A 23,948-nucleotide genomic window follows, 5' to 3' on the forward strand; every position below is an offset into this window, starting at 1 on the left:
TGGGAGCGGTCCCAGTTGGCTTATCGTACCATGCACGGACGTTTATTGTCGAATGACCACTCTGGGATCAGGTACTGCATCGCCAGCGCATCATCACGTGCGCCCAGCCCGTGTTTCTGGTAAAGCTCGTGCGCTTTCATGACCTGATCCATATCCAGTTCAACGCCCAGCCCCGGCGTAGCTGGAACCTGCACCATCCCCCCCTTGATCTCAAACGGCTGTTTAGTCAGGCGCTGATTGCCCTCCTGCCAGATCCAGTGGGTGTCGATAGCGGTAATGTTGCCCGGCGCAGCAGCCGCTACGTGGGTGAACATCGCCAGCGAGATGTCGAAGTGGTTGTTGGAGTGCGAGCCCCAGGTCAGGCCGAACTCATGGCACATCTGCGCCACGCGAACCGAGCCCTGCATCGTCCAGAAGTGCGGGTCTGCCAGCGGAATGTCCACCGATTGCAGCGAGAGCGTGTGCCCCATCTGGCGCCAGTCGGTCGCGATCATGTTGGTGGCGGTTGGCAGCCCGGTGGCGCGACGGAACTCCGCCATCACTTCACGTCCAGAGAACCCCTGCTCTGCGCCGCACGGATCTTCCGCGTAGGCCAGCACGCCTTTGAGCTGCTTACCAATTTTGATCGCCTCTTCAAGCGACCAGGCACCGTTCGGATCCAGCGTGACGCGCGCCTGCGGGAAGCGCTTCGCCAGCGCGGCAATCGCCTCAGCTTCTTCTTCACCCGCCAGTACGCCGCCTTTCAGCTTGAAGTCATTAAAGCCATATTTTTCATACGCGGCTTCAGCCAGGCGCACCACCGCATCCGGGGTCATCGCTTCATCGTGACGCACACGATACCAGTCGCATTTTTCGTCCGGCTGGCTCTGGTACGGCAGCGGGGTGAGTTTGCGGTTGCCGATAAAGAACAGGTAGCCGAGCATTTCCACTTCGCTGCGCTGCTGGCCGTCGCCCAGCAGGGAGGCGACATTGACGCCCAGATGCTGGCCTAACAGATCCAGCATCGCGGCTTCAATGCCCGTGACCACATGGATAGTGGTACGCAGATCAAACGTTTGCAGACCACGGCCACCCGCATCACGATCGGCAAAGGTCGTACGCACGCTGGTCAGTACATTTTTGTACTCGCCCAGCGTTTTACCCACCACCAGCGGAATGGCGTCCTCCAGCGTTTTACGGATCTTCTCCCCGCCCGGGATTTCACCGACACCGGTATGCCCTGAGTTGTCCTTGATCACCACAATATTACGGGTGAAGAACGGCGCATGGGCGCCGCTCAGGTTCATCAGCATGCTGTCATGTCCCGCGACAGGAATGATCTGCATGGAGGTTACTACAGGGGTAGAAAATGTGCTCATCGTTCGATCCTTTTATCAGTGACGTCCAAATACAGGGCGCTTACGGTCAAATGTCCAGCCGGGGATAAGGTACTGCATCGGGCCTGCGTCGTTGCGCGCGCCGCCCGGCAGTTTTTTATACGCTTCATGCGCCTTGTGGATCTGATCCCAGTCAAGCTCCACGCCCAGCCCCGGCGTATCCGGTACGGCAATGGTGCCGTTTTTGATTTCAAGTGGATTTTTGGTCAGGCGCGCTTCGCCTTCCTGCCAGATCCAGTGCGTATCGATGGCGGTCGGGTTACCCGGCGCCGCTGCGCCAACGTGGGTAAACATCGCCAGCGAAATGTCGAAATGGTTATTGGAGTGGCAGCCCCAGGTGAGCCCCCAGTCATCGCACAGCTGCGCCACGCGCACTGCGCCGGAAAGGGTCCAGAAGTGCGGATCAGCCAGCGGTATGTCCACCGCATTCAACATCACCGCGTGGCCCATTTCGCGCCAGTTAGTGGCGATCATGTTGGTCGCAACCGGCAGCCCGGTAGCGCGGCGGAATTCGGCCATCACCTCGCGGCCAGAAAAGCCCTGCTCGGCGCCGCACGGATCTTCCGCGTAGGTCAGCACGTCGCCCAGTCCTTTGCACAGCGCGATAGCTTCATCCAGCCGCCAGGCGCCGTTCGGATCGACGGTGATGCGTGCCTCCGGGAAGCGTTTTTTCAACGCGCGCACGCTGTCAATCTCCTGTTCGCCCGGCAGAACGCCGCCTTTCAGCTTGAAGTCTTTAAAGCCGTAGCGATCCTGCGCCGCCTCTGCCAGGCGTACCACCGCCTCGCCAGAGAGCGCTTCCTGATGACGCAGGTGATACCACGCGTGGCTGCCCGGCGAGCACTCCAGATACGGCAGATCGGTTTTCGTCCGGTCGCCAACGTAGAACAGATAGCCCAGCACCGTTACCGCATCACGCTGTTTGCCTGGCCCCAGCAGTTCGCAGACCGGCACATTCAGCGCCTTGCCCAGTAAATCAAGGAGAGCCGCCTCCAGCGCCGCCACCGCGTTAACGCGCAGTTCAAACGTCCAGGCGCCCTTGCCGAAGGTATCAAAATCAGCCGACTGGTTGCCCTTATGCACCCGCTGAACCACCTTGTTCAGGCGGGCGACCTCCTGCCCAACCACCTGCGGGATGGCGTCGACCAGCGTCTGGTAAATCACCTCTCCGCCCGGCGCTTCCCCGACGCCGGTATTCCCTGCGCTGTCGGTCAGCACCACGATGTTGCGGGTGAACCAGGCGTTATGCGCGCCGCCAATGTTGAGCAGCATGCTGTCCTGACCCGCCACCGGGATGACTTTCATCTCCGTCACGATCGGGCTTGATTGCGTTGTCATCATCCGCGCTCCCCAACAGGTTTCAGTTCGATTCGTTTGATGTCCCCCACCAGCACCAGGTAACTGAGTACCGCCACCAGCGCATGGACGCCTACATAAATCAGCGCACCATTGAAGGAGCCGGTGGTGCCGACGATGTAACCGATAGCGATTGGGGTGACAATGCCGGAAATGTTGCCAAACATGTTGAACAGACCGCCGCTCAGGCCGCTGATCTCTTTCGGCGCGGTATCTGCCATCACCGCCCAGCCCAGCGCGCCGATGCCTTTACCGAAGAAGGCCATCGCCATAAAGCCGATAATCATCCACTCCGCGCTGACGTAGTTACAGAACACCATGGTCATGGAGAGCAGCATGCCGAGCACGATTGGCGTTTTACGCGCAATATTCAGCGAACCGGTGCGACGCATCAGCCAGTCGGAGATGACCCCGCCGAGCACCCCGCCCACGAAGCCGCAGATGGCTGGCACGGAGGCGACAAAACCCGCCTTCAGAATCGACATCCCGCGCGCCTGCACCAGGTAAACCGGGAACCAGGTGATGAAGAAGTAGGTTAAGGCGTTAATGCAGTACTGGCCGAGATAGATACCGATCATCATCCGTGAGCCGACGAGCTGTTTGATCTGCCCCCATTTCTGGCTGAACGGGACTTTTGCTTTCTGGGTTTTCTGATCCATGTTGATCAGCGCCCCGCCTTCAGCAATGTAGTCCAGCTCTTTCTTGTTCACGCCCGGGTGCTGGTTTGGTTCGTGGATCACTTTCAGCCAGATAAAGCTGATGACGATCCCCAGCCCGCCCATGAAGAAGAAGACGTGCGACCAGCCCACTTCGTGCGTCAGCCAGCCCATAATTGGCGCGAAAATAACCGTCGCAAAGTATTGCGCCGAGTTAAAGATTGCTACCGCCGTTCCCCTCTCCTGCGCCGGGAACCAGGCGGCCACAATGCGGCTGTTGCCCGGGAAAGATGGCGCTTCCGCTAAACCCACCAGGAAGCGGAGGGTAAAGAGCGCAATGATAATGCCGAAGCCGCTGAAGATATCCACGAAGCCCTGTAACAGGGTAAACATCGACCAGATGAAAATGGACCAGAAATAGACCCGTTTTGAGCCAAAGCGGTCCAGCAGCCAGCCGCCAGGGATTTGGCCGATTACGTAGGCCCATGAAAATGCGGAGAAAACATAACCCATACCCACCGGATCAAGTCCGATGTCCTTTGCCATCTCAGAGCCGGCAATGGATAACGTGGCACGGTCGCCGTAGTTGAAAGAGGTGACGATAAACAGCATCACCACTATCCAGTATCGGGCGTTGGTGCGCTTCTCAGCGCTGCTCGCCGCGTGGCTTAATGTACTCATTGTTGCACTCCTGAAACATAGCTTTCGCCTGGTTCATTCTGTACAGCACCTGTAGGGTAATCAGAATGAGAGATTTGTGTTTGGTTTTGGTACGGCCCGAAGCCGTTTTATAGTGACGGGAAAAGTATATGAAGGAGTGACCGGTTCTCTCACCGTGCAGGAACACAACATTGACGGGCGTGGGGAACGTGGTTTGGGGCATAAGCCCAAAGTGGTGGAAGATACTTCACGGAATTGAGGATATGGTGCAGCTTCGTTGCCGGGTGGCGGCTACGCCCTACCCGGCCTACAGCTCGTATAGTACAGGGTTAGTTCAGGAGCGTGGCCCAATGTTCAACCCAGGGATTTGACTCGCTTTCCGGTTCGGGGTGCTCGCCAGCATCAATCAGTAACATCTCGCCGACCCGCTGAGCGTGCTGTTCCTGCAACAGCGCGTCGAACTGCTTACCGCCGCCGCAAAAATTGGCGTAAGAGCTATCGCCGAGGGCGATGATGCCATAGTGAACATCTGGCTGATAGCCAAGCTGGTCTTTAATGCCCTGGAAAAGCGGGACGATGCTGTCCGGGAGATCGCCCTGCCCGGTGGTGGAGGTCACCACCAGAATGTATTTATCTTTATACTTTTCCCAGTCTGCCAGCTCCGGGTCTTCATAGACCGTTGCTTTATGGCCCTGATTGACGAGGATTGCTTCTGCTTCCTCCGCAACCAGCAGCGAGTTGCCGTACATCGTGCCGACAAAAATACCTACTTCAGCCATGCTTTGCTCCCGTAATTATTGCGCTTGCTGTTCATCCTGAACGTTGCCTGCGGCAAACTCAACCCTTTAATTTTCGGGGAGTTGTCCCAGCCAGCCAAACTGAGACAGCACCTGCATCCAGACCTCGTCCAGCCCCGCGCGAATAGTCAGCGGTTCGCCGGTAAACGGATGCGTCAGGCTTAGCTCGCTGGCGTGCAGCATCAGTCGGTTACAGCCAAAGTGCTCTGCCGCGCTGCGGTTCTGCCGCAGATCGCCGTGCTTGCTGTCGCCGATAATTGGGTGGCGCAGATGTGCAAGGTGGCGGCGAAGCTGGTGCTTGCGCCCGGTTTTGGGCAAAAGCTCAACCAGACTGTATCGCGTAGTGGGAAATTTGCTGGTCGCCACCGGCAGTTCTGTGGTCGCCATACCGCGATAGTCGGTCACCGCAGGCTGCGGACCTTTATCTTCGCGGGCAAATTTATCGGCGATTTTATCCAGTTCCTCCACCAGCGGATAATCCAGCGTGGCGGAATCCGTCAGCCAGCCGCGCACAATGGCGTGGTAGCGCTTCTGGATCTGGTGCTGTTCAAACTGCTGCGACAGCAGGCGCCCGGCCTCACTGGAAAGCCCCATCAGCAGAACGCCAGAGGTTGGCCGATCCAGACGGTGGGCAGTAAAGACGTGCTGACCGATTTGGTCGCGCACGGTTTGCATAACAACCACTTTCTCATCGCGATCGAGCCAGCTTCGGTGTACCAGCCAGCCGGACGGTTTATTCACCGCCACCAGCCACTCATCCTGATACAGGATCTCAAGCGTCATGCATCGTCACCGGCGAAAAGCGTATCCAGCTTTTCCAGCTCAACCAACATAACGTCGCGCGCCGGGTGAGTCGCCTCCAGCGCCATTTCGTAATAGGGAGAGACGGCAAACGCCTGGGGCAACGCGTGTCCCCCTTCCAGCAGCGCGTGCATGCGCGGAATTAATACCCACTGGAGCCATTCGAATGGAGACAGCGTATCCAGACAAAACGGCTGGGTGCTGGCGAACGCGTCTGGCTGCGGCGCACTTTCCTGCCACAGCTGATGCTGGCGCATAAGGGCTTCGATGGCGTGCAACTGCGCACGAACGCTATCGTGATGCGTCATAGTAACCTCAACTGAAAAACGGAATGGCGCGAAGCATAGCATTGCGGAAGACAGAAATAAAAAAAGGGAGCACTGTAAAAACAGTGCTCCCGGTTCGTTTCGCAGCATTCCAGCTACAATACGTGCTCCCTGCTCATCCGTGACAACTTTTCCTGATGCCCGAAGGCCTGGTCATCCCTTTACCTTTTGCTTCCTGCTCACATCATCCTGACGTGTAGGTTTCATCCTGAAACGTCCTGGCCATCCTGACCCACCGACCATCCTGACCGGCTCACGTTCTCCTTCCTGGAGGTGTCCCTTACGCATCCTGCGTGATCCACTTTGCTTCATCCTGAAGCCTTCCTGCGGCGTCGTCCTGACGTGTTCCTGGTGAGAAACGCCATCATCCTGATGTTCGTTTCTCGCGTCGGCATCCTGTCGACACAGATAGAATCCGCTATTCTGCCTCGTCTTACAACCCACCCTGTGAGCAAGGTAAGCCTGGCGAAACGGGGATAATCGTTTCAGGAAATCGCTAACCTGTTGAAAGGGAAGTTAATATTAATCTGAAATCCCTAAGACAAAGCTAATTGTTTCGGCGATGTCTCACAGTGCGTGTAAGAGATCTCTCACACGTCCAGTAGCATCATGGATTACAGAAGCGGCTCAAGTCGGGTAAGAAAATCCGCAAGAGAAGGCGCGAGAACGTCGCGATTGCGGGTGCCGAGCGTCTCTTTAATGACCTCGCCAGACAGGTTGCAGACTGAAATGACGTCCAGTTCACTGTCGAGCGTCGCAATAAAGAGAGTCGGGGAGAGCTTAAGGCGTTTTTGCGTGACCAGGTGACCAATGAGGTTTTCCTGAACGCGTTGAAGATCGTCTTCGCTCCAGGTTTGCAGCAGCGTCAGCGGCTGTCCTGCAAAACATGCAGTCATATCCCCGGCAAACTGCGTGGTATAAATTGCATGAAGCGCAGGTTGTATCACAATGTCCATTGCGCGTTCAACCGCATTTACATTCTGCTCGCCCGTGAACGGTTTCGGTTGCCAGATAACGTAATCATCCTGCGAAGCGATAATGCACGGTGACGGCACGCCATATAAGTCAGTACTTTGCGGCCACGTCCCCCGCTTTTCATGCCAGGCATCGCAATAGCGGGTCGTGAAGGACGTCAGGGCATTTGCAGTTTCGATATCCACCGATTTCTCTCTTCTTGTAAGACAGGATAAACTCAGCCCCTAAGTGTACCTGTAAAGTGGCTATGAAACATGTCTTACGAAAATCATCAGGCGTTAACGGGCTTAACGCTGGGTAAATCGACCGATTACCGCGACACCTACGACGCAAGCCTGCTTCAGGGTGTGCCGCGCAGCCTGAACCGCGATCCGCTTGGCCTTCATGCCGACGCGCTGCCGTTCGTCGGCGGCGACATCTGGACGCTGTACGAACTCTCCTGGCTGAATGCGCGCGGTCTGCCGCAGGTAGCCGTGGGCCATGTCGAGCTGGATTACGCCAGCGTAAACCTGGTCGAATCCAAGAGCTTTAAGCTCTATCTCAACAGCTTTAACCAGACCAAATTTAACAGCTGGGACGAGGTACAACAGACGCTTGAACGTGATTTAAGCGCGTGCGCGCAGGGGAACGTAACCGTCTCGTTATACCGTCTGCATGAGCTGGAAGGTCAGCCCATCGCCCATTTCCACGGCACCTGCATCGACGATCAGGACATTGATGTGGAGAGCTACGAATTTAGCACCGACTATCTGGAAAACGCAGCGGGCGGAAAAGTGGTCGACGAAACGCTGGTCAGCCATCTGCTGAAATCCAACTGCCTTATCACCCATCAGCCGGACTGGGGCTCGGTACAGATCCAGTATCGCGGCCCGCAGATTGACCGGGAAAAGCTGCTTCGTTACCTGGTGTCATTCCGTCATCACAACGAATTCCACGAGCAGTGCGTGGAACGCATCTTCAATGACATACAGCGTTTCTGCCAGCCCGAAAAGCTGAGCGTTTATGCCCGCTATACCCGTCGCGGCGGCCTGGACATTAATCCATGGCGCACCAATACCGATTTTGTGCCTGCCACCGGACGGCTGGTGCGCCAGTAAGATAAATATTTTCACAATATGCGGGCGGTATTCCGCCCGAAGTGTTGTGAAACGTCATAAGCCAGGGCTATTGTAATCAACAGGGAAAGACGATAATCGTCCCATAAGGAGCTCACTTGATTACACATATTAGCCCGCTTGGCTCTATGGATATGTTGTCGCAACTGGAAGTGGACATGCTTAAACGCACCGCCAGTAGCGACCTGTATCAACTGTTTCGTAACTGTTCACTTGCTGTACTGAACTCCGGAAGCCTGACCGACAACAGTAAAGAGCTGCTGTCCCGCTTCGAAAGTTTTGATATCAATGTGCTGCGCCGCGAGCGCGGGGTGAAGCTGGAAGTGATCAACCCGCCGGAAGAGGCGTTTGTCGATGGGCGTATTATTCGCTCACTTCAGGCCAACCTTTTTGCCGTGCTGCGCGACATCCTGTTTGTTAACGGACAGATCAGCAACGCCGGTCGTTTCCAGCATCTCGATCTGGAAAGCTCCGTTCATATCACCAACCTGGTTTTCTCCATTCTGCGTAACGCCCGCGCCCTGCACGTTGGCGAAGCGCCGAACATGGTCGTCTGCTGGGGTGGTCACTCTATTAACGAAACCGAATACCTGTACGCCCGCCGCGTGGGTAATCAGCTCGGCCTGCGCGAGCTGAACATCTGTACCGGCTGCGGTCCTGGCGCGATGGAAGCGCCGATGAAAGGCGCGGCAGTAGGACACGCGCAGCAACGCTATAAAGAAGGCCGTTTTATCGGCATGACCGAGCCGTCGATCATCGCCGCTGAGCCGCCTAACCCGCTGGTTAACGAACTGATTATTATGCCGGATATCGAAAAACGTCTTGAGGCGTTTGTCCGTATCGCGCACGGCATTATCATCTTCCCGGGCGGCGTAGGTACGGCGGAAGAACTGCTTTATCTGCTCGGGATCCTGATGAACCCGGCCAACAAAAATCAGGTTCTGCCGCTGATCCTGACCGGCCCGAAAGAGAGCGCCGACTATTTCCGCGTGCTGGACGAGTTTATCGTGCATACGCTGGGGGAAGACGCGCGCCGTCACTACCGCATTATTATTGACGATGCCGCAGAAGTGGCCCGTCAGATGAAAAAAGCGATGCCGCTGGTGAAAGAGAACCGTCGTGATACCGGGGATGCCTACAGCTTTAACTGGTCCATCCGTATCGCACCGGATCTCCAGATCCCCTTCGAGCCGTCGCATGAGAACATGGCGAACCTCAAACTCTATCCGGATCAGCCGGTGGAAGTACTGGCAGCTGACCTGCGTCGCGCCTTCTCTGGCATCGTGGCGGGGAACGTGAAGGAGGTGGGGATCCGCGCGATTGAGGAGTTCGGGCCGTATAAAATCCACGGTGACCCGGAGATGATGCGCCGCATGGATGACATGCTGCAGGGCTTTGTGGCTCAGCACCGCATGAAACTTCCGGGTTCTGCCTATATTCCCTGTTACGAAATCATCAAATAAAGCGTCCTTTCCCTCCTCTCAAGCCGGATTGTCATCCGGCTTTTTTATTAGTGATGTAATTCATAGCGATCTTCAATGTTATTAACAAATCTGGCGCCTGCGCAAACGATTACCTCGTTTTTGAAACCGTAAATAATCAGCCTTAATCGAAATTACCTGCCAGAAAATCCTAAAATCCTATTTCTTTACAGCGAAAGACACCTATCTCGCGGGTCAGCCTTTTCGAAAACATGTCGTTAATGGTAGCCTTCGCGCCCGTAAATCCTCTTTGATGTTTTTTTAACAGATAAATGGTCTAAATATGCCCACATCATAAGTGGATTATTGCATTTGGGATCGCGATCACTGATAGATTCATAACGAGAATGTATCTTTCCGCCCGCCAATAGTTACGGGCAAAAATTATTAAAAAACCGTCACTGAACGAATTTCATATTACCGTCAGGCACTTTTTCATCGGATTTGACTAAAAACCTGACAATTTGCTTCCTCCAGGAGATACAGATGGAAACCACTCAAACCAGCACCGTTGCTTCGATTGAATCCCGAAGCGGTTGGCGCAAAACGGATACCATGTGGATGCTTGGCCTGTACGGCACGGCAATCGGCGCTGGTGTACTGTTCCTTCCTATCAACGCAGGTGTCGGCGGTCTGATCCCGCTGATCATCATGGCCATCATCGCCTTTCCGATGACCTTCTTTGCACACCGCGGCCTGACCCGCTTCGTGCTGTCCGGTAAAAACCCGGGCGAAGACATTACTGAAGTCGTTGAAGAACACTTCGGCGTCGGCGCAGGTAAGCTGATTACCCTGCTCTACTTCTTCGCGATTTACCCGATTCTGCTGGTGTATAGCGTCGCTATCACCAACACCGTTGAAAGCTTCATGATGCACCAGCTGCAGATGACCCCGCCGCCGCGTGCGATCCTGTCCCTGATCCTGATCGTCGGTATGATGACCATCGTGCGCTTTGGCGAGCAGATGATTGTCAAAGCGATGAGCGTGCTGGTATTCCCGTTTGTTGCAGCCCTGATGGTGCTGGCGCTGTACCTGATCCCACAGTGGAACGGCGCTGCGCTGGAAACTCTGTCTCTGAGCAGCGCATCCGCAACCGGTAACGGCCTGCTACTGACCCTGTGGCTGGCGATCCCGGTAATGGTGTTCTCCTTCAACCACTCGCCAATCATCTCCTCCTTCGCGGTGGCGAAGCGTGAAGAGTACGGCAATGGTGCAGAGAAGAAGTGCTCCAGCATCCTGGCTCGCGCACACATCATGATGGTACTGACAGTTATGTTCTTCGTGTTCAGCTGCGTGCTGAGCCTTTCCCCGGCGGATCTGGCGGCGGCGAAAGAGCAGAACATCTCTATTCTGTCCTACCTGGCAAACCACTTTAACGCACCGCTGATTGCGTGGATGGCACCGATCATCGCGATTATCGCCATCACCAAATCCTTCCTGGGCCACTACCTGGGCGCACGTGAAGGCTTCAACGGTATGGTGATTAAATCTCTGCGCGGTAAAGGCAAGAGCATTGAAATCAACCGTCTGAACAAAATCACCGCGCTGTTCATGCTGGTGACCACCTGGGCGGTAGCCACCCTGAACCCAAGCATTCTGGGCATGATTGAAACCCTGGGCGGCCCGATTATCGCGATGATTCTGTTCCTGATGCCGATGTACGCGATTCAGAAAGTGCCAGCGATGCGTAAATACAGCGGCCATATCAGCAACGTGTTCGTTGTTGTGATGGGTCTGATTGCCATCTCCGCTATTTTCTACTCGCTGTTCAGCTAATACCTCCTGCGCCGTCTTCGGATGGCGCACTCCTCCCCTCTGACTGAAGCAATGGACGCATCATGATTAGCGTATTCGATATCTTCAAAATCGGTATTGGTCCTTCCAGCTCTCACACCGTCGGACCAATGAAAGCCGGTAAACAATTCACGGATGACTTGATTGCACGCGGCATTTTGCACGACATCACCCGCGTGGTTGTCGATGTATACGGTTCCCTTTCCCTGACCGGTAAAGGCCACCATACCGATATTGCCATTATCATGGGGCTGGCGGGTAACCTGCCGGATACCGTTGATATTGACTCCATTCCTGGCTTTATCCAGGACGTGAACACCCACGGTCGTTTGCTGCTGGCCAACGGCGAGCACGAAGTTGAATTCCCGGTTGACCACTGCATGAATTTCCATGCGGATAACCTGTCGCTGCACGAAAACGGCATGCGCATTACCGCGCTGGTCGGCGATAAAGCGGTTTACAGCCAGACGTATTACTCCATCGGCGGCGGGTTTATCGTCGACGAAGACCATTTTGGTCAAACCAACGGCTCCGCCGTTGAGGTGCCGTACCCGTACAAAAACGCGGCCGATTTACAGCGTCACTGCCAGGAGACAGGCCTTTCTCTCTCCGGCCTGATGATGAAAAACGAGCTGGCCCTGCACAGCAAAGAGGAGCTGGAACAGCACTTCGCAAACGTCTGGGAAGTGATGCGCAGCGGCATTGAGCGCGGGATCACCACCGAAGGCGTGCTGCCGGGGAAACTGCGTGTTCCACGTCGTGCGGCTGCGCTGCGCCGCATGCTGGTCAGCACCGACAAAACCACCACCGACCCGATGGCCGTTGTCGACTGGATCAACATGTTCGCGCTGGCGGTGAACGAAGAGAACGCCGCGGGTGGCCGCGTCGTCACCGCGCCAACCAACGGGGCGTGCGGCATTGTTCCGGCGGTCCTGGCGTATTACGACAAGTTTATCCGTGAAGTGAATGCAAACTCACTCGCGCGTTATATGCTGGTCGCCAGTGCGATTGGCTCACTGTACAAGATGAACGCCTCGATTTCCGGCGCGGAAGTGGGCTGTCAGGGTGAAGTGGGCGTAGCCTGCTCTATGGCGGCGGCGGGTCTGGCCGAATTGCTTGGCGCAAGTCCTGCGCAGGTTTGTATTGCGGCGGAAATCGGCATGGAACATAACCTGGGGCTGACCTGCGATCCGGTCGGCGGACAGGTCCAGGTGCCATGCATCGAGCGTAACGCCATCGCCTCTGTGAAAGCGGTGAACGCGGCCCGTATGGCGCTGCGCCGCACCAGCGAACCGCGCGTGTGTCTCGACAAGGTTATCGAAACCATGTACGAAACCGGTAAAGATATGAACGCCAAATACCGCGAAACCTCCCGCGGTGGCCTGGCGATGAAGATCGTTACCTGCGATTAAGCTTCTCAGGAAGCCTCGTTTTGCGAGGCTTCTTCCTGTTTTCCCCACCATTCATAGTTTCATGCTGCGCTCAGTGTTACCCTTCCCCCATTAGACAGAAGGGAGATTATCTGTGGCCGTTCATTTGCTTATCGTCGATGCACTTAACCTGATTCGCCGTATTCACGCGGTACAGGGCACCCCCTGCAAGGACACCTGTTTACATGCGCTGGAGCAGCTCATTCGCCATAGCGAACCCACCCACGCTGTTGCCGTATTCGACGATGAAGCACGCAATACCGGCTGGCGGCACCAGCGCCTGCCGGACTACAAAGCCGGGCGTGCGCCGATGCCGGACGATCTGCACGCCGAAATGCCCGTTATACGCGCGGCCTTTGAACAGCGCGGCGTTCCGTGCTGGGGCGCACACGGTAATGAGGCTGACGATTTAGCCGCAACGCTGGCGGTTAAAGTCGCGAGCGCCGGGCATCAGGCGACTATCGTTTCAACCGACAAAGGCTACTGCCAGCTGCTCTCTCCAACGGTCCGCATCCGCGACTACTTCCAGAAACGCTGGCTGGACGCGCCATTTATTGCCAGCGAGTTTGGCGTATCGCCTGAGCAATTGCCGGATTACTGGGGGCTGGCGGGGATCAGCAGCTCCAGAGTGCCGGGTGTCGCCGGTATTGGACCCAAAAGTGCCGCACAGCTGCTGACGGAGTTTCAGAATCTGGAAGGGATTTACGCAAGGCTTGAGGAAGTGCCGGAAAAATGGCGCAAGAAGCTGGAGGCGAATAAAGAGATGGCGTTTATCTGCCGGGAAATCGCAACGCTACAGACGGATTTACAGCTGGACGGGAATTTACAGCAGTTAAGGTTAGAACGTTAAAACAACTACACGATTTTGTAGGCCCGGTAAGCGCAGCGCCACCGGGCGTTACAAACGTTATCGCTCGTCGCGACGCCCACCCACGGCCGCCCACCAGCGACGGATATGCACCGTCACTTCTTCACGGTCGTGATACAGCTGACGCGCCTGGATTTCCGCGTTAATCCCGTGTTCGTCCAGTTGCTGCTGAATATAAGCCAGGTTCTGCGACACCTCTTCGTAACGCTTTTTCATCGGCAGCTTGAGGTTGAAAATCGTCTCACGACACCAGCCGTTCACCAGCCAGGAGGCCATCAGCGCCGCGACTTTCGCCGGTTTTTCTACCATGTCGCACACCATCCAGGAGATGTTGTTACGGGTAGGACGGTAGCGGAAACCATCTTCACGCAGCCAGGTGACCTGCCCGGTGTCCATCAGGCTTTGCGCCATCGGGCCGTTATCCACAGACGAAACCCACATGTTGCGTTTCACCAGCTGATAGGTCCAGCCGCCCGGGCACGCGCCAAGATCGACGGCATACATGCCGTTTGCCAGACGTTCGTCCCACTCGTCCGCCGGGATAAAGACGTGGAACGCCTCTTCCAGCTTCAGGGTTGAACGGCTCGGCGCGTCTGACGGGAAGCGCAGACGCGGGATCCCCATAAAGAACGGCGAGTTATTGGTGGTATACGAGTAGCCGGTGTAGCAACATCCTGGCGCAATAAAGAAGATATGCACGACTGGACGCTTTGGCGTTTCGTAGTTTGTCAGCACTCCCGCATCACGCAGTGCCGCGCGGAGCGGCACGGTAAACTTACGGCAGAACTTCATCAGCTCTTTGCTTTCATTGGTGTCAGCCACTTCCACGCGCAAATCGCCGCCCTTCTCCACCACGCCCTGCAACAGGCCAACAATCGGCGTGATGCGATCTTCCGGCGGAAGATCTTTCAGTAATTCGCCCGCGACAAACATCTGACGGGCGAAAATCAGCGAGCTGAACGGCAGTTCGCGCGCCAGCTTGTCGGCATCATCAGGCTGATAGCATTCAAATACCACATAGCCCGCGTTCTCTTTGACGCGAGCGAATCCGAAGACTTCACGCTTCGCCGCTTTATCGGTGATTTCCGCGGCGCACTCTTTCTCAAACCCCGGGCGACAATATAAAACAACCTTATTCATGAACAACGCCCTTGCGTTTCAGACGGATAGCTCCGATAAACATTAAAACCCAACCCGCCAGGAAGCTGACGCCGCCGACAGGTGTAACAAACGCCCACAGGCGTAAATGCGACAGCGCCAGACAGTAGAGACTGCCGCTGAACAGTACGGTACCCAGCGCCAGAAAGACGCTGCTCCAGTAAAACCAAATGCTGATACGGCGCTGCATCGCCACCGCCAGCCCAAAAATTGCCAGCGTGTGGAACGCCTGATATTCAAGGCCGGTCTGGATCCAGCCCATCTCCACAACGCCCAAAGACTTGCTTAAGACATGCGCGCCAAACGCGCCCAGAGCTACAAAAATAAAGCCACTCACCGCGGCGAAAATCAGCATGAATCGGCTGGTCATGTTTAAGTCCTGAATTAATGCGTGCCCGGCACACAAACGTTATTGTTCATACCTGAAGCGGAATTTTTCTTGCTCGCTTGCCGCTTTCGCCAGTATCCACTGCCGGAAAGCGGCTATTTTACCCAGTTCTGCCTGACTGTCATGACAAACCAGATAAAATGCATTCTTGCTGACCAGTACATCGTTAAATGGGCAAACCAGACGGCCTGCCTCAATTTCGGACTGCGCCATGACGTTATTCGCTAATGCCACGCCCTGCCCGTGAATGGCAGCCTGTAACACCATCGCGCTGTGGCTAAAAATGGGCCCCTGCTGCACGTTTATATGATTAAGACCTAACTGGCGGGTATAAGTTTGCCAGTCGCGACGCGACGCATCGTGCAAAAGCGTGTGTTGCGCCAGATCGGCGGGCGTTTTGAGCGCTTTCTCCCCCGTCAGCAGCAGTGGTGAACAGACCGGCAGCAGATATTCTGCGTATAATTTTTCAACACGCAAGCCCGGCCAGTTACCACGACCATAAAAAATCGCCACATCCACATCGTCTGCAAGCTTGTCTTCCTGACGGTCCACCGCCTGGATTCGGACATCGATTCCCGGATAAGTTGAGTTAAAGCTTGAGAGTCGCGGCACCAGCCACTGAATTGCAAAACTGGGCAATAAACTCACAGTCAGGGCACCTTTTGCGCTCCGTGCCTGAAGCTTACGGGTGGCTTCCGTCAGCTGGGAGAAAATCTCTTTAATATCCTGAAAATAGCTCTGCCCTTCTTCGGTCAACAGCAACGAACGGTTGCGGCGACGGAACAGCTTAAGCCCCAGAAAATCCTCCAGAGACTTGATTTGATGACTTACTGCGGCCTGTGTCACAAAAAGCTCATCGGCTGCGCGGGTGAAGCTGAGGTGGCGTGCTGCTGCATCAAAAACACGTAATGCATTTAGGGGTGGCAATCGCTTGGACATGGTTATCTGGCTTAGATGTTAACGAGATTTAACATATAGGAAACAACGTTTAACCTATTAGTTTTTTTTATCTGAGCCATTATAATTTGTCCGTTGAGGAACTACCAGCAAATACCTATAGTGGCGGCACTTCCTGAGCCGGAACGAAAAGCTTTTTTTGGAATGCGTGTTCTGAAGGGCTTTTGGCTTACGGTTGTGATGTTGTGTTGTTGTGTTTGCAATTGGTCTGCGATTCAGACCACGGTAGCAACGCTACCAATTTTTCACTTCCTGTACATTTACCCTGTCTGTCCATAGTGATTAATGTAGCACCGCCAACTTGCGGTGCTTTTTTTTCGCTTATCTAACTGTTAATGCTCGATTTCCTTCATCTCTTTCACGTCACTGCGATTGATCTGCTGTTTGTTCCCGTTAGCATCTTTGTATGAAATCATCCCGGTATCATTATCGGTTGTCGGTTTCCCTTCAGAGACGATAGATCGACCATCGTTGGTATGCATTACGTAGTTATTACCAGAACATGCGCTCAGGGCAAAGGTCAACGCACAGGCAGAAATGATTGCAGCTGTCTTTTTCATGATTATTCTCCTTTAGCAATTAATGCTATTCAAACCTCGATTTATAACAGGCTAAAACATCCGCCTAACACTATTTAGCATAACCTGCTTTTTCAGACTCGCCAGGATAAGCAGACAAATCTGATAGATATCAACTTCCTTGCCCTGCCGATGAATTTGCGCGACGATCGTAGAATCGATATGAGGAATTCCATGAACGCTTTCAGTCCTGCGCAGTTTCGCGCACAGTTTCCTGCGCTGGCCGATGCCGGCATTTATCTTGATAGCGCCGCCACGGCCCTTAAGCCGCAAGCGGTGATTGAGGCAACCCGCCAGTTTTACAGCCTGAGCGCCGGGAACGTGCACCGCAGCCAGTATGCCGACGCGCAGCGCTTAACGGCGCAATACGAAGCCGCACGGGATCAGGTCGCGCGCCTGATCAATGCTGACAGCGGTAAGAACATCGTCTGGACGCGGGGCACTACCGAGGCCATTAACATGGTGGCGCAATGTTACGCGCGTCCGCTGTTGCAGCCCGGGGATGAGATCATCGTCAGCGAGGCGGAACACCACGCCAACCTGGTGCCCTGGCTGATGGTGGCCGAACAAACCGGGGCACGGGTTGTAAAACTCCCGTTGGGTACAGACTTCCTGCCTGACGTGGCGCGTCTGCCTGAGCTGATTACGCCGCGCAGCCGTATTCTGGCGCTGGGGCAGATGTCCAACGTCACCGGCGGCTGTCCGGATCTGGCGCGCGCCATTGAGATTGCCCATGCCAGCGGCGTGGTGGTAATGGTCGACGGTGCGCAGGGTGTGGTGCATTTTCCGGCTGACGTTCAGGCGCTGGATATCGACTTCTATGCCTTCTCAGGGCATAAATTGTACGGGCCAACCGGTATCGGCGCGCTGTACGGCAAACCTGAACTGCTGGCCCGGATGACGCCGTGGCTCGGCGGCGGCAAGATGATTACCGAAGTCACCTTCGACGGTTTCAAAACGCAGGATGTGCCTTACCGCCTGGAAGCCGGTACGCCGAACGTGGCAGGGGTTATCGGTCTGAGCGCAGCGCTCGAATTTCTCGCAGATACGGACGTGGCTCAGGCTGAAAGCTGGAGCCGGGGCCTGGCGACGCTGGCAGAAGAAGAGCTTAAGAAACGCCCCGGGTTTCGCTCGTTCCGCGTCCAGGACTCCAGCCTGCTCGCCTTTGATTTTGCGGGCGTACACCATAGCGACATGGTGACGCTGCTTGCCGGATACGGCATTGCCCTGCGCGCAGGACAGCACTGCGCCCAGCCGCTGCTGGCGGCCATGGGGGTGAGCGGTACCCTGCGCGCCTCGTTTGCACCGTACAACACAAAAAGTGACGTCGACGCGCTGGTTTCCGCCGTCGACCGCGCCCTGGAATTACTGGTGGATTAATGACAAGTTCAGCCTTAGCCGGGCATCCGTTCGGCACAGTTATCACTGAAGAGATGTTAAAACAGACCTTCGTCCCGCTCACGCAGTGGGAAGATAAATATCGTCAGTTGATCCTGCTGGGCAAACAGTTGCCCACGCTGTCAGACGAACTGAAATCACAGGCGAAGGAGATAGCTGGCTGCGAGAACCGCGTCTGGCTTGGGTTTAGCATATCCGGTGAGAAACTGCATTTCTTCGGCGACAGCGAGGGACGCATTGTTCGCGGTCTGCTGGCGGTGCTGTTGACCGCAATCGAAGGGAAAAGCGCCGCAGAGCTGCTGGCGCATTCTCCGCTGGCGCTGTTTGATGAGCTGGGACTTCGCACGCAGCTTAGCGCCTCGCGCGGTCAGGGACTGATTGCGCTAAACGACGCGGTGCTGGATGCCGCCCGTCAGGCTCAGGCCTGACGTTCCGCCTTAGCCATCATCTTCTTCAGGGCGTGAGAGACCGCCACAAAGCCGAAGGAGGCGGTCACCATGGTGGCCGCTCCAAACCCTGAGGCACAATCCATCCGCTTTGGCCCTTCCGCTGTGCTTTTCATTGCACAGACCGAACCATCCGCCTGCGGATAAACCAGCGCTTCTGTCGAGAACACACAGTCCACGCCCAGCTTGCCTTTACTGTTCTTCACCACGTTGAAGTCGCTTTTTAAGCGCTCGCGCAGCTTAGCAGCCAATGGATCCTGAATGGTTTTCGCCAGATCTGCCACCTGGATCTGCGTCGGATCAATTTGTCCACCCGCGCCTCCCGTTGTCACCAGCGGCACCTTGTAACGACGACAGTAAGCGATCAGCGCCGCTTTTGGCCGCACGCTGTCGATGGCGTCAATCACATAGCTGTAGCCTTTGCTCATGTACTCCGCGACGTTATCTGCCGTCACAAAGTCGTCAATCACCGTTACGCGGCACTCCGGGTTGATGAGACGAATACGCTCCGCCATCACCTCGGACTTCGCCAGACCGACGTTATCACGCAGGGCGTGGATCTGACGGTTAGTGTTAGTGACGCAGACGTCATCCATATCAATCAACGTAATTGCGCCAATGCCGGTTCTCGCCAGCGCTTCTGCCGCCCACGAACCCACGCCACCAATGCCCACCACGCAGACATGCGCATCCGCGAACAGTTGCAGGGCTTTTTCACCGTATAACCGTGCCGTGCCGCCGAAACGCTGGCGCCAGGCATCGCTGATTACCACAGACATAAAACCTCAGATGTAAAAAGGGTGAGGTATTCCTCACCCTGAACCGTAATCCGTCTTGCGCTCAGAATACCACACTCAGCCGCTAAATACGTTCCCGGTACCCGGCGCTGTCTTCAGCACCCACACGCGCCCGTAGTGGTTATACCAGCCTGCACGGTGGCCGGCATCCGGGCCGATGCCCTGATAAATGTCGAAGTGCTGGCCTTTAATCGCCCCGCCCACGTCCAGCGCCACCATCAGGCGTAATTCATACTTGCCGTTGAATTTGCCGTTGTTGTCGAGGAGAGGAACTTCCGCCAGCAGCGTGGTACCCGCCGGGATAATCGAACGATCCGATGCCACAGAAGCGCGGCCAATCAGCGGGACGGCGCTCGCCCCTTTCACCGGCGCAAAGTTCTGCGGTTTGAAGAAGACAAACGATGGATTCTGCTCAAGCAGCTCACGCACTTCCGCTTCGCTGTGTTTTTCGCCCCACTCGCGGATCGCCTGCATCGACATATCTTCTCGTTTCACTTCACCACGGTCGATGAGCACCTTACCGATGCTGCGATAGGCATGGCCGTTTTTCCCGGCATAGCTAAAGAAGTTCAGCGGCGAGCCGTCGCCAAAATCAATATAGCCGCTGCCCTGCACGTCCATGATGAAGTTATCCATCAGCGAGTTGCTGTAGGCCAGCACGTAATTTTCGCTAAGCGCACCGGCATAGATTTCAGCGCGGGACGGGAGACGACCGCGTTTTGGCGGCATGCGGTAAATCGGATACTGGAATTCGCCCTGACGCGTGTGTCGCGCCTGGACAACCGGGGTGTAGTAGCCGGTAAACTGAACGTTACCGTAGTTATCCGCCCCTTCCATCTGCCACGCGTCAATACCAAACTGGCGCATATTGCGCGTATCACCGCCAGCACGCAGCCAGTCCTGCACTGCACTATAAACGTTGTTCTGTGAGCCATACAGGCGCGGCGACGCTTTGCGGATCTGGTACACCTGCTCGGAGAAATCCCCGGCATTGATTGGAGCACCCACGGCATCTGGCTGGTTAACTAAAGAGAAAGGCTGGGATAACTTCCCGTCTTTATACTGTTGACCGCGATCGGTCGGTTTGGAAGAGCAGGCCGCAAGAATCGCTACCATTGCGCCTGTCATCAGATACTTCACCCAACGTCCTTTCATTATATCTCGTCTTTTAGTTGCCCAATTCCGCGTGATGAAGATAACAAACCCACCGTGGTAATGAAATGCGATCGCCTTCCCTTTGGCAAATTCTGGACAAAAAATAGTCCAAAGTGGCTATTCCCGTTCATTTTGCATACAAAATAATGAATTATGCGAAAAAGGGGTTGCATCACAAACCTATCCGAGTATAGTGCGCTTCCACGGACGCGGGGTGGAGCAGCCTGGTAGCTCGTCGGGCTCATAACCCGAAGGTCGTCGGTTCAAATCCGGCCCCCGCAACCAATTAAAATTTGATGAAGTATCTTCTACGACTGTAGAAAGACGGACGCGGGGTGGAGCAGCCTGGTAGCTCGTCGGGCTCATAACCCGAAGGTCGTCGGTTCAAATCCGGCCCCCGCAACCAATCAAATTTGAAGAAGTAAGTTTCTACAAGTGTAGAAAGACGGACGCGGGGTGGAGCAGCCTGGTAGCTCGTCGGGCTCATAACCCGAAGGTCGTCGGTTCAAATCCGGCCCCCGCAACCAACACTTCTTAAAACAATAAACACCCTTAAGGGTGTTTTTTTTGTATCTGCCGTTTGTGAAAGTGCCGGGCGAGATACCCGGCGTAATACCCTATCCCCGCCGCGCCAGCGTTTCCCCGTCTGAGAAATAGGCCCGAATACCCGCCAGAATCGACTCCGCCACTTCCTGCTGGAATTTAGCCGTCTTGAGCTTGCGTTCCTCTTGCACGTTACTGATAAACGCGGTTTCGACCAGAATGGACGGAATATCTGGCGCTTTCAGTACTGCAAATCCGGCCTGCTCGACGCTGTTTTTGTGCAGCTTGTTGACCCGGCCCAGTTTGCCCAGCACCGCTTTACCAAACTTCAGACTGTCGGTAATGGTCAGCGACTGCACCATATCAAACAGCGTATGGTCGACGTAACGATCCCCGCTTTTACTCACGCCACCGATTAAATCCGAGGCGTTCTGCGTGTCCGCCAGGTATCTCGCGGCGGTACTGGTCGCCCCTTTCGTTGACAGGGCAAACACCGACGATCCGCTCGGCTGGCGGCTGGTGAAGGCGTCCGCATGAATAGAGACAAACAGATCCGCGCGCTGCTTCTGCGCTTTCGCCACGCGGACCTTCAGCGGGATAAAGACATCTTCGTTGCGCGTCATGTAGGCGCGCATATTGCCCTCTTTGTCGATTAACGCCTTCAGACGACGGGCAATTTGCAGCACCACATCTTTTTCGCGGGTGTGATATTTCCCAACGGCGCCGGAATCTTCTCCGCCGTGGCCAGGATCGAGCATGATCACAATCGGACGATCGCGCCCCGCCCTGCCCGGCTTAGGACCACTTTGCGCAGGTGGGACCTGCCGCTGGAGATCGCCTTTGTTGTAATCTTCAAGTAACGCCAGGAGCGGATCCTGAATATCCGTTGCATTCGCCGGATAGAGATCCATTACCAGGCGCTCCTTAAAGGCAGCAACAGGCGCAAGGGCAAAGAGCTGCGGTTTCACGTTCTGCTTCAGCTCAAACACCATGCGCACGGTTTGCGGATCGAACTGCCCGACGCGCGCCGATTTGATAAAAGGATCGTCGCCACGGATCTGCGCCGCCATGCCTTTAAGCACGGAGTTGAGATTCACACCTTCGAGATCAACCACCACACGTTCAGGATTGCTGAGGGCAAATTGTTTGTATTTCAGCACGCGGTTGGACTCGACCGTCACGCGCGTATAGGTCGACGACGGCCAGACGCGCACCGCGACTACCTGGCTTGTGGCGGCAAGACCCACCTGGCTGACGCTAAGCAACCACATCGCCCCGGCCCCTTTTAACAGGCGGCGGCGGCTTATTGCTGAATTGGATCCCGACATGCTTCTCCCGAGCAAGAAATCTGATTGATGAACAAAACGCCCAAATTGACCGAAAACTTTAACGAATGACGCATAAACTGTCATCTATAAAAGGGTAAACAATCATACGTTAACGCACGGATTACTTATTATTTTCTGTGTGTCGCAGAAAATTTTGGCTTGCACACGCGGCCACAATCGAATAAAAATACATAAATAACGAATAAACATTCATTAAGGGTTGTGTCATGGTTAAGGAACGCAGAACCGAACTGGTCCAGGGATTCCGCCATTCTGTTCCCTATATCAACACCCATCGGGGGAAAACCTTTGTCATCATGCTTGGCGGCGAAGCCATTGAGCATGAGAACTTTTCCAGTATCGTCAATGATATCGGCCTGCTGCACAGCCTCGGCATCCGTTTGGTGGTGGTGTATGGCGCACGTCCGCAAATCGAAGCCAACCTGGCCGCCCATCACCATGAGCCGATCTACCACAAACATACCCGCGTGACGGATGCGAAAACCCTCGAACTGGTCAAACAGGCGGCGGGTCTGTTGCAGCTCGATATCACCGCCCGCCTGTCGATGAGCCTGAGTAATACGCCGCTGCAGGGCGCGCACATCAACGTGGTGAGCGGCAACTTTATCATCGCTCAGCCGCTCGGCGTGGACGATGGCGTGGATTACTGCCACAGCGGCCGCATCCGGCGCATTGATGAAGAAGCCATTCACCGCCAGTTAGACAATGGCGCGATCGTCCTGATGGGACCCGTTGCCGTTTCCGTAACGGGTGAAAGTTTTAATCTGACCTCGGAAGAGATTGCCACCCAGCTGGCCATCAAGCTGAAAGCGGAAAAAATGATCGGCTTTTGCTCCTCACAGGGTGTCGTGAACGATGAGGGCGTGATTGTGCCAGAACTTTTTCCGAATGAAGCCCAGGCGCGCGTCGAAGCGCTGGAAGCACAAGGCGATTACTATTCCGGTACCGTGCGTTTTCTGCGCGGCGCCGTCAAAGCGTGCCGCAGCGGGGTACGCCGCAGCCACCTGATCAGCTATCAGGAAGACGGCGCGCTGTTGCAGGAACTGTTCTCCCGGGACGGGATCGGTACGCAGATCGTAATGGAGAGCGCCGAGCAGATCCGCCGTGCCACCATCAATGACATCGGCGGCATTCTGGAGCTGATCCGTCCGCTGGAACAACAGGGCATTCTGGTTCGCCGCTCCCGCGAGCAGCTGGAGATGGAGATCGACAAGTTCACCATCATCCAGCGAGATAACCTGACCATTGCCTGTGCGGCGCTTTATCCGTTCCCGGAAGAGCAGATTGGCGAAATGGCGTGCGTTGCCGTGCACCCGGATTACCGTAGCTCCTCGCGGGGGGAACTGCTGCTTGAACGCGTGGCGGCACAGGCGCGCCAGATGGGTCTGAGCAAGCTGTTCGTGCTCACCACGCGCAGCATTCACTGGTTCCAGGAGCGCGGCTTCACGCCGGTGGATATTGATTCGCTGCCGGAAAGTAAGAAAGAGATGTACAACTACCAGCGCCGCTCGAAGGTGTTAATGGCGGACCTGGGATAACAATCA

General features: G+C 55.6%; 22 protein-coding genes and 3 tRNA genes. 11 read left to right on the forward strand and 14 right to left on the reverse strand.

Going from position 1 to position 23,948, the window contains the following annotated elements; all coding sequences use genetic code 11:
* Positions 1–20: 20 nt before the first annotated feature.
* From gudD to syd, 7 genes are all read right to left on the reverse strand, one after another.
* Positions 21–1,358: a glucarate dehydratase gene (gene gudD / locus BFV65_RS16800; protein ID WP_046618678.1), complete on the reverse strand. Its 1,338-nt coding sequence runs from the start codon at positions 1,356–1,358 to the stop codon at positions 21–23.
* Between the two features lie 15 nt (positions 1,359–1,373).
* Complete coding sequence (locus BFV65_RS16805; protein WP_069597116.1) at positions 1,374–2,714, reverse strand: enolase C-terminal domain-like protein; 1,341 nt, start codon at positions 2,712–2,714, stop codon at positions 1,374–1,376.
* Positions 2,714–4,069, reverse strand: coding sequence for a galactarate/glucarate/glycerate transporter GudP (gene gudP / locus BFV65_RS16810; RefSeq protein WP_003862734.1), 1,356 nt, complete (start codon positions 4,067–4,069; stop codon positions 2,714–2,716). Before gudP ends, BFV65_RS16805 begins: the two co-directional genes overlap by 1 nt.
* 308 nt (positions 4,070–4,377) lie before the next feature.
* The gene (locus BFV65_RS16815) at positions 4,378–4,827 is read right to left on the reverse strand and encodes a flavodoxin (protein ID WP_022649212.1); all 450 of its coding nucleotides are present in this window, start codon (positions 4,825–4,827) and stop codon (positions 4,378–4,380) included.
* Positions 4,828–4,893: 66 nt separating this feature from the next.
* Positions 4,894–5,628 carry a tRNA pseudouridine(65) synthase TruC gene (gene truC, locus BFV65_RS16820; protein WP_069596912.1) on the reverse strand — a complete coding sequence of 245 codons (735 nt, stop codon included), beginning with the start codon at positions 5,626–5,628 and terminating at the stop codon, positions 4,894–4,896.
* Positions 5,625–5,954 carry a YqcC family protein gene (locus BFV65_RS16825; protein WP_022649214.1) on the reverse strand — a complete coding sequence of 110 codons (330 nt, stop codon included), beginning with the start codon at positions 5,952–5,954 and terminating at the stop codon, positions 5,625–5,627. Before BFV65_RS16825 ends, truC begins: the two co-directional genes overlap by 4 nt.
* 632 nt (positions 5,955–6,586) lie before the next feature.
* The gene (gene syd, locus BFV65_RS16830; RefSeq protein ID WP_022649215.1) at positions 6,587–7,132 is read right to left on the reverse strand and encodes a SecY-interacting protein; all 546 of its coding nucleotides are present in this window, start codon (positions 7,130–7,132) and stop codon (positions 6,587–6,589) included.
* A gap of 69 nt (positions 7,133–7,201) precedes the next feature.
* On the opposite strand from syd, the gene queF reads away from it, so the two are divergent.
* The 5 genes from queF to xni all read left to right on the forward strand — a co-directional run bounded on the left by queF (position 7,202) and on the right by xni (position 13,617).
* Entirely contained in the window at positions 7,202–8,044 is an 843-nt protein-coding gene (gene queF / locus BFV65_RS16835) for an NADPH-dependent 7-cyano-7-deazaguanine reductase QueF (protein ID WP_023298501.1), read from the forward strand.
* A gap of 116 nt (positions 8,045–8,160) precedes the next feature.
* Positions 8,161–9,525 (forward strand): nucleotide 5'-monophosphate nucleosidase PpnN, encoded by a 1,365-nt coding sequence (ppnN, locus tag BFV65_RS16840; RefSeq protein WP_023298502.1) that lies wholly within the window; start codon positions 8,161–8,163, stop codon positions 9,523–9,525.
* Positions 9,526–10,029: 504 nt separating this feature from the next.
* Positions 10,030–11,319: an HAAAP family serine/threonine permease gene (locus BFV65_RS16845; protein ID WP_022649218.1), complete on the forward strand. Its 1,290-nt coding sequence runs from the start codon at positions 10,030–10,032 to the stop codon at positions 11,317–11,319.
* 62 nt (positions 11,320–11,381) lie between these two features.
* Positions 11,382–12,749 carry an L-serine ammonia-lyase gene (locus tag BFV65_RS16850; RefSeq protein ID WP_022649219.1) on the forward strand — a complete coding sequence of 456 codons (1,368 nt, stop codon included), beginning with the start codon at positions 11,382–11,384 and terminating at the stop codon, positions 12,747–12,749.
* Positions 12,750–12,861: 112 nt separating this feature from the next.
* On the forward strand, positions 12,862–13,617 hold the full coding sequence (xni, locus tag BFV65_RS16855) for a flap endonuclease Xni (RefSeq protein WP_032626021.1): 756 nt from the start codon (positions 12,862–12,864) through the stop codon (positions 13,615–13,617).
* A gap of 57 nt (positions 13,618–13,674) precedes the next feature.
* On the opposite strand, the gene rlmM is transcribed toward xni, so the two are convergent.
* The 4 genes from rlmM to BFV65_RS16875 form a co-directional block, all read right to left on the reverse strand.
* The gene (gene rlmM / locus BFV65_RS16860) at positions 13,675–14,775 is read right to left on the reverse strand and encodes a 23S rRNA (cytidine(2498)-2'-O)-methyltransferase RlmM (RefSeq protein WP_022649221.1); all 1,101 of its coding nucleotides are present in this window, start codon (positions 14,773–14,775) and stop codon (positions 13,675–13,677) included.
* Positions 14,768–15,163: a DUF423 domain-containing protein gene (locus BFV65_RS16865; RefSeq protein WP_003862756.1), complete on the reverse strand. Its 396-nt coding sequence runs from the start codon at positions 15,161–15,163 to the stop codon at positions 14,768–14,770. The genes rlmM and BFV65_RS16865 overlap by 8 nt, the downstream gene beginning before the upstream one ends.
* Before the next feature lie 39 nt (positions 15,164–15,202).
* Positions 15,203–16,120 (reverse strand): glycine cleavage system transcriptional regulator GcvA, encoded by a 918-nt coding sequence (gene gcvA / locus BFV65_RS16870; protein ID WP_022649222.1) that lies wholly within the window; start codon positions 16,118–16,120, stop codon positions 15,203–15,205.
* Positions 16,121–16,470: 350 nt separating this feature from the next.
* Entirely contained in the window at positions 16,471–16,698 is a 228-nt protein-coding gene (locus BFV65_RS16875; RefSeq protein WP_015571738.1) for a YgdI/YgdR family lipoprotein, read from the reverse strand.
* A 192-nt stretch (positions 16,699–16,890) separates the two neighbouring features.
* On the opposite strand from BFV65_RS16875, the gene csdA reads away from it, so the two are divergent.
* Together csdA and csdE are read left to right on the forward strand one after the other, a co-directional pair.
* On the forward strand, positions 16,891–18,096 hold the full coding sequence (csdA, locus tag BFV65_RS16880) for a cysteine desulfurase CsdA (RefSeq protein WP_063148663.1): 1,206 nt from the start codon (positions 16,891–16,893) through the stop codon (positions 18,094–18,096).
* The gene (gene csdE / locus BFV65_RS16885) at positions 18,096–18,542 is read left to right on the forward strand and encodes a cysteine desulfurase sulfur acceptor subunit CsdE (protein WP_069596913.1); all 447 of its coding nucleotides are present in this window, start codon (positions 18,096–18,098) and stop codon (positions 18,540–18,542) included. The genes csdA and csdE overlap by 1 nt, the downstream gene beginning before the upstream one ends.
* Here csdE and tcdA read toward each other — a convergent pair.
* Positions 18,533–19,339, reverse strand: a complete 807-nt coding sequence (gene tcdA / locus BFV65_RS16890) for a tRNA cyclic N6-threonylcarbamoyladenosine(37) synthase TcdA (protein WP_006811804.1) — start codon at positions 19,337–19,339, stop codon at positions 18,533–18,535. The two genes, csdE and tcdA, sit on opposite strands and share 10 nt — an antisense overlap.
* Before the next feature lie 75 nt (positions 19,340–19,414).
* A complete protein-coding gene (gene mltA, locus BFV65_RS16895; protein WP_022649225.1) occupies positions 19,415–20,512 on the reverse strand; it encodes a murein transglycosylase A in 1,098 nt (365 codons plus the stop codon).
* Positions 20,513–20,720: 208 nt separating this feature from the next.
* On the opposite strand from mltA, the gene BFV65_RS16900 reads away from it, so the two are divergent.
* The 3 genes from BFV65_RS16900 (at position 20,721) to BFV65_RS16910 (ending at position 21,039) form a co-directional block, all read left to right on the forward strand.
* A tRNA-Met gene (locus BFV65_RS16900) sits at positions 20,721–20,797 on the forward strand.
* A gap of 44 nt (positions 20,798–20,841) precedes the next feature.
* A tRNA-Met gene (locus BFV65_RS16905) sits at positions 20,842–20,918 on the forward strand.
* 44 nt (positions 20,919–20,962) lie between these two features.
* Positions 20,963–21,039: transfer RNA gene (locus BFV65_RS16910), tRNA-Met, on the forward strand.
* A 90-nt stretch (positions 21,040–21,129) separates the two neighbouring features.
* Here the strand turns inward: BFV65_RS16910 and amiC are convergent.
* On the reverse strand, positions 21,130–22,383 hold the full coding sequence (gene amiC, locus BFV65_RS16915; protein WP_022649226.1) for an N-acetylmuramoyl-L-alanine amidase AmiC: 1,254 nt from the start codon (positions 22,381–22,383) through the stop codon (positions 21,130–21,132).
* Positions 22,384–22,610: 227 nt separating this feature from the next.
* Here amiC and argA point away from each other — a divergent pair, with 227 nt between their 5' ends.
* Entirely contained in the window at positions 22,611–23,942 is a 1,332-nt protein-coding gene (gene argA, locus BFV65_RS16920; RefSeq protein WP_022649227.1) for an amino-acid N-acetyltransferase, read from the forward strand.
* Positions 23,943–23,948 lie beyond the last annotated feature (6 nt).

Source organism: Enterobacter hormaechei subsp. hoffmannii (assembly GCF_001729745.1).
GTDB classification, from domain to species: Bacteria; Pseudomonadota; Gammaproteobacteria; order Enterobacterales; family Enterobacteriaceae; genus Enterobacter; species Enterobacter intestinihominis.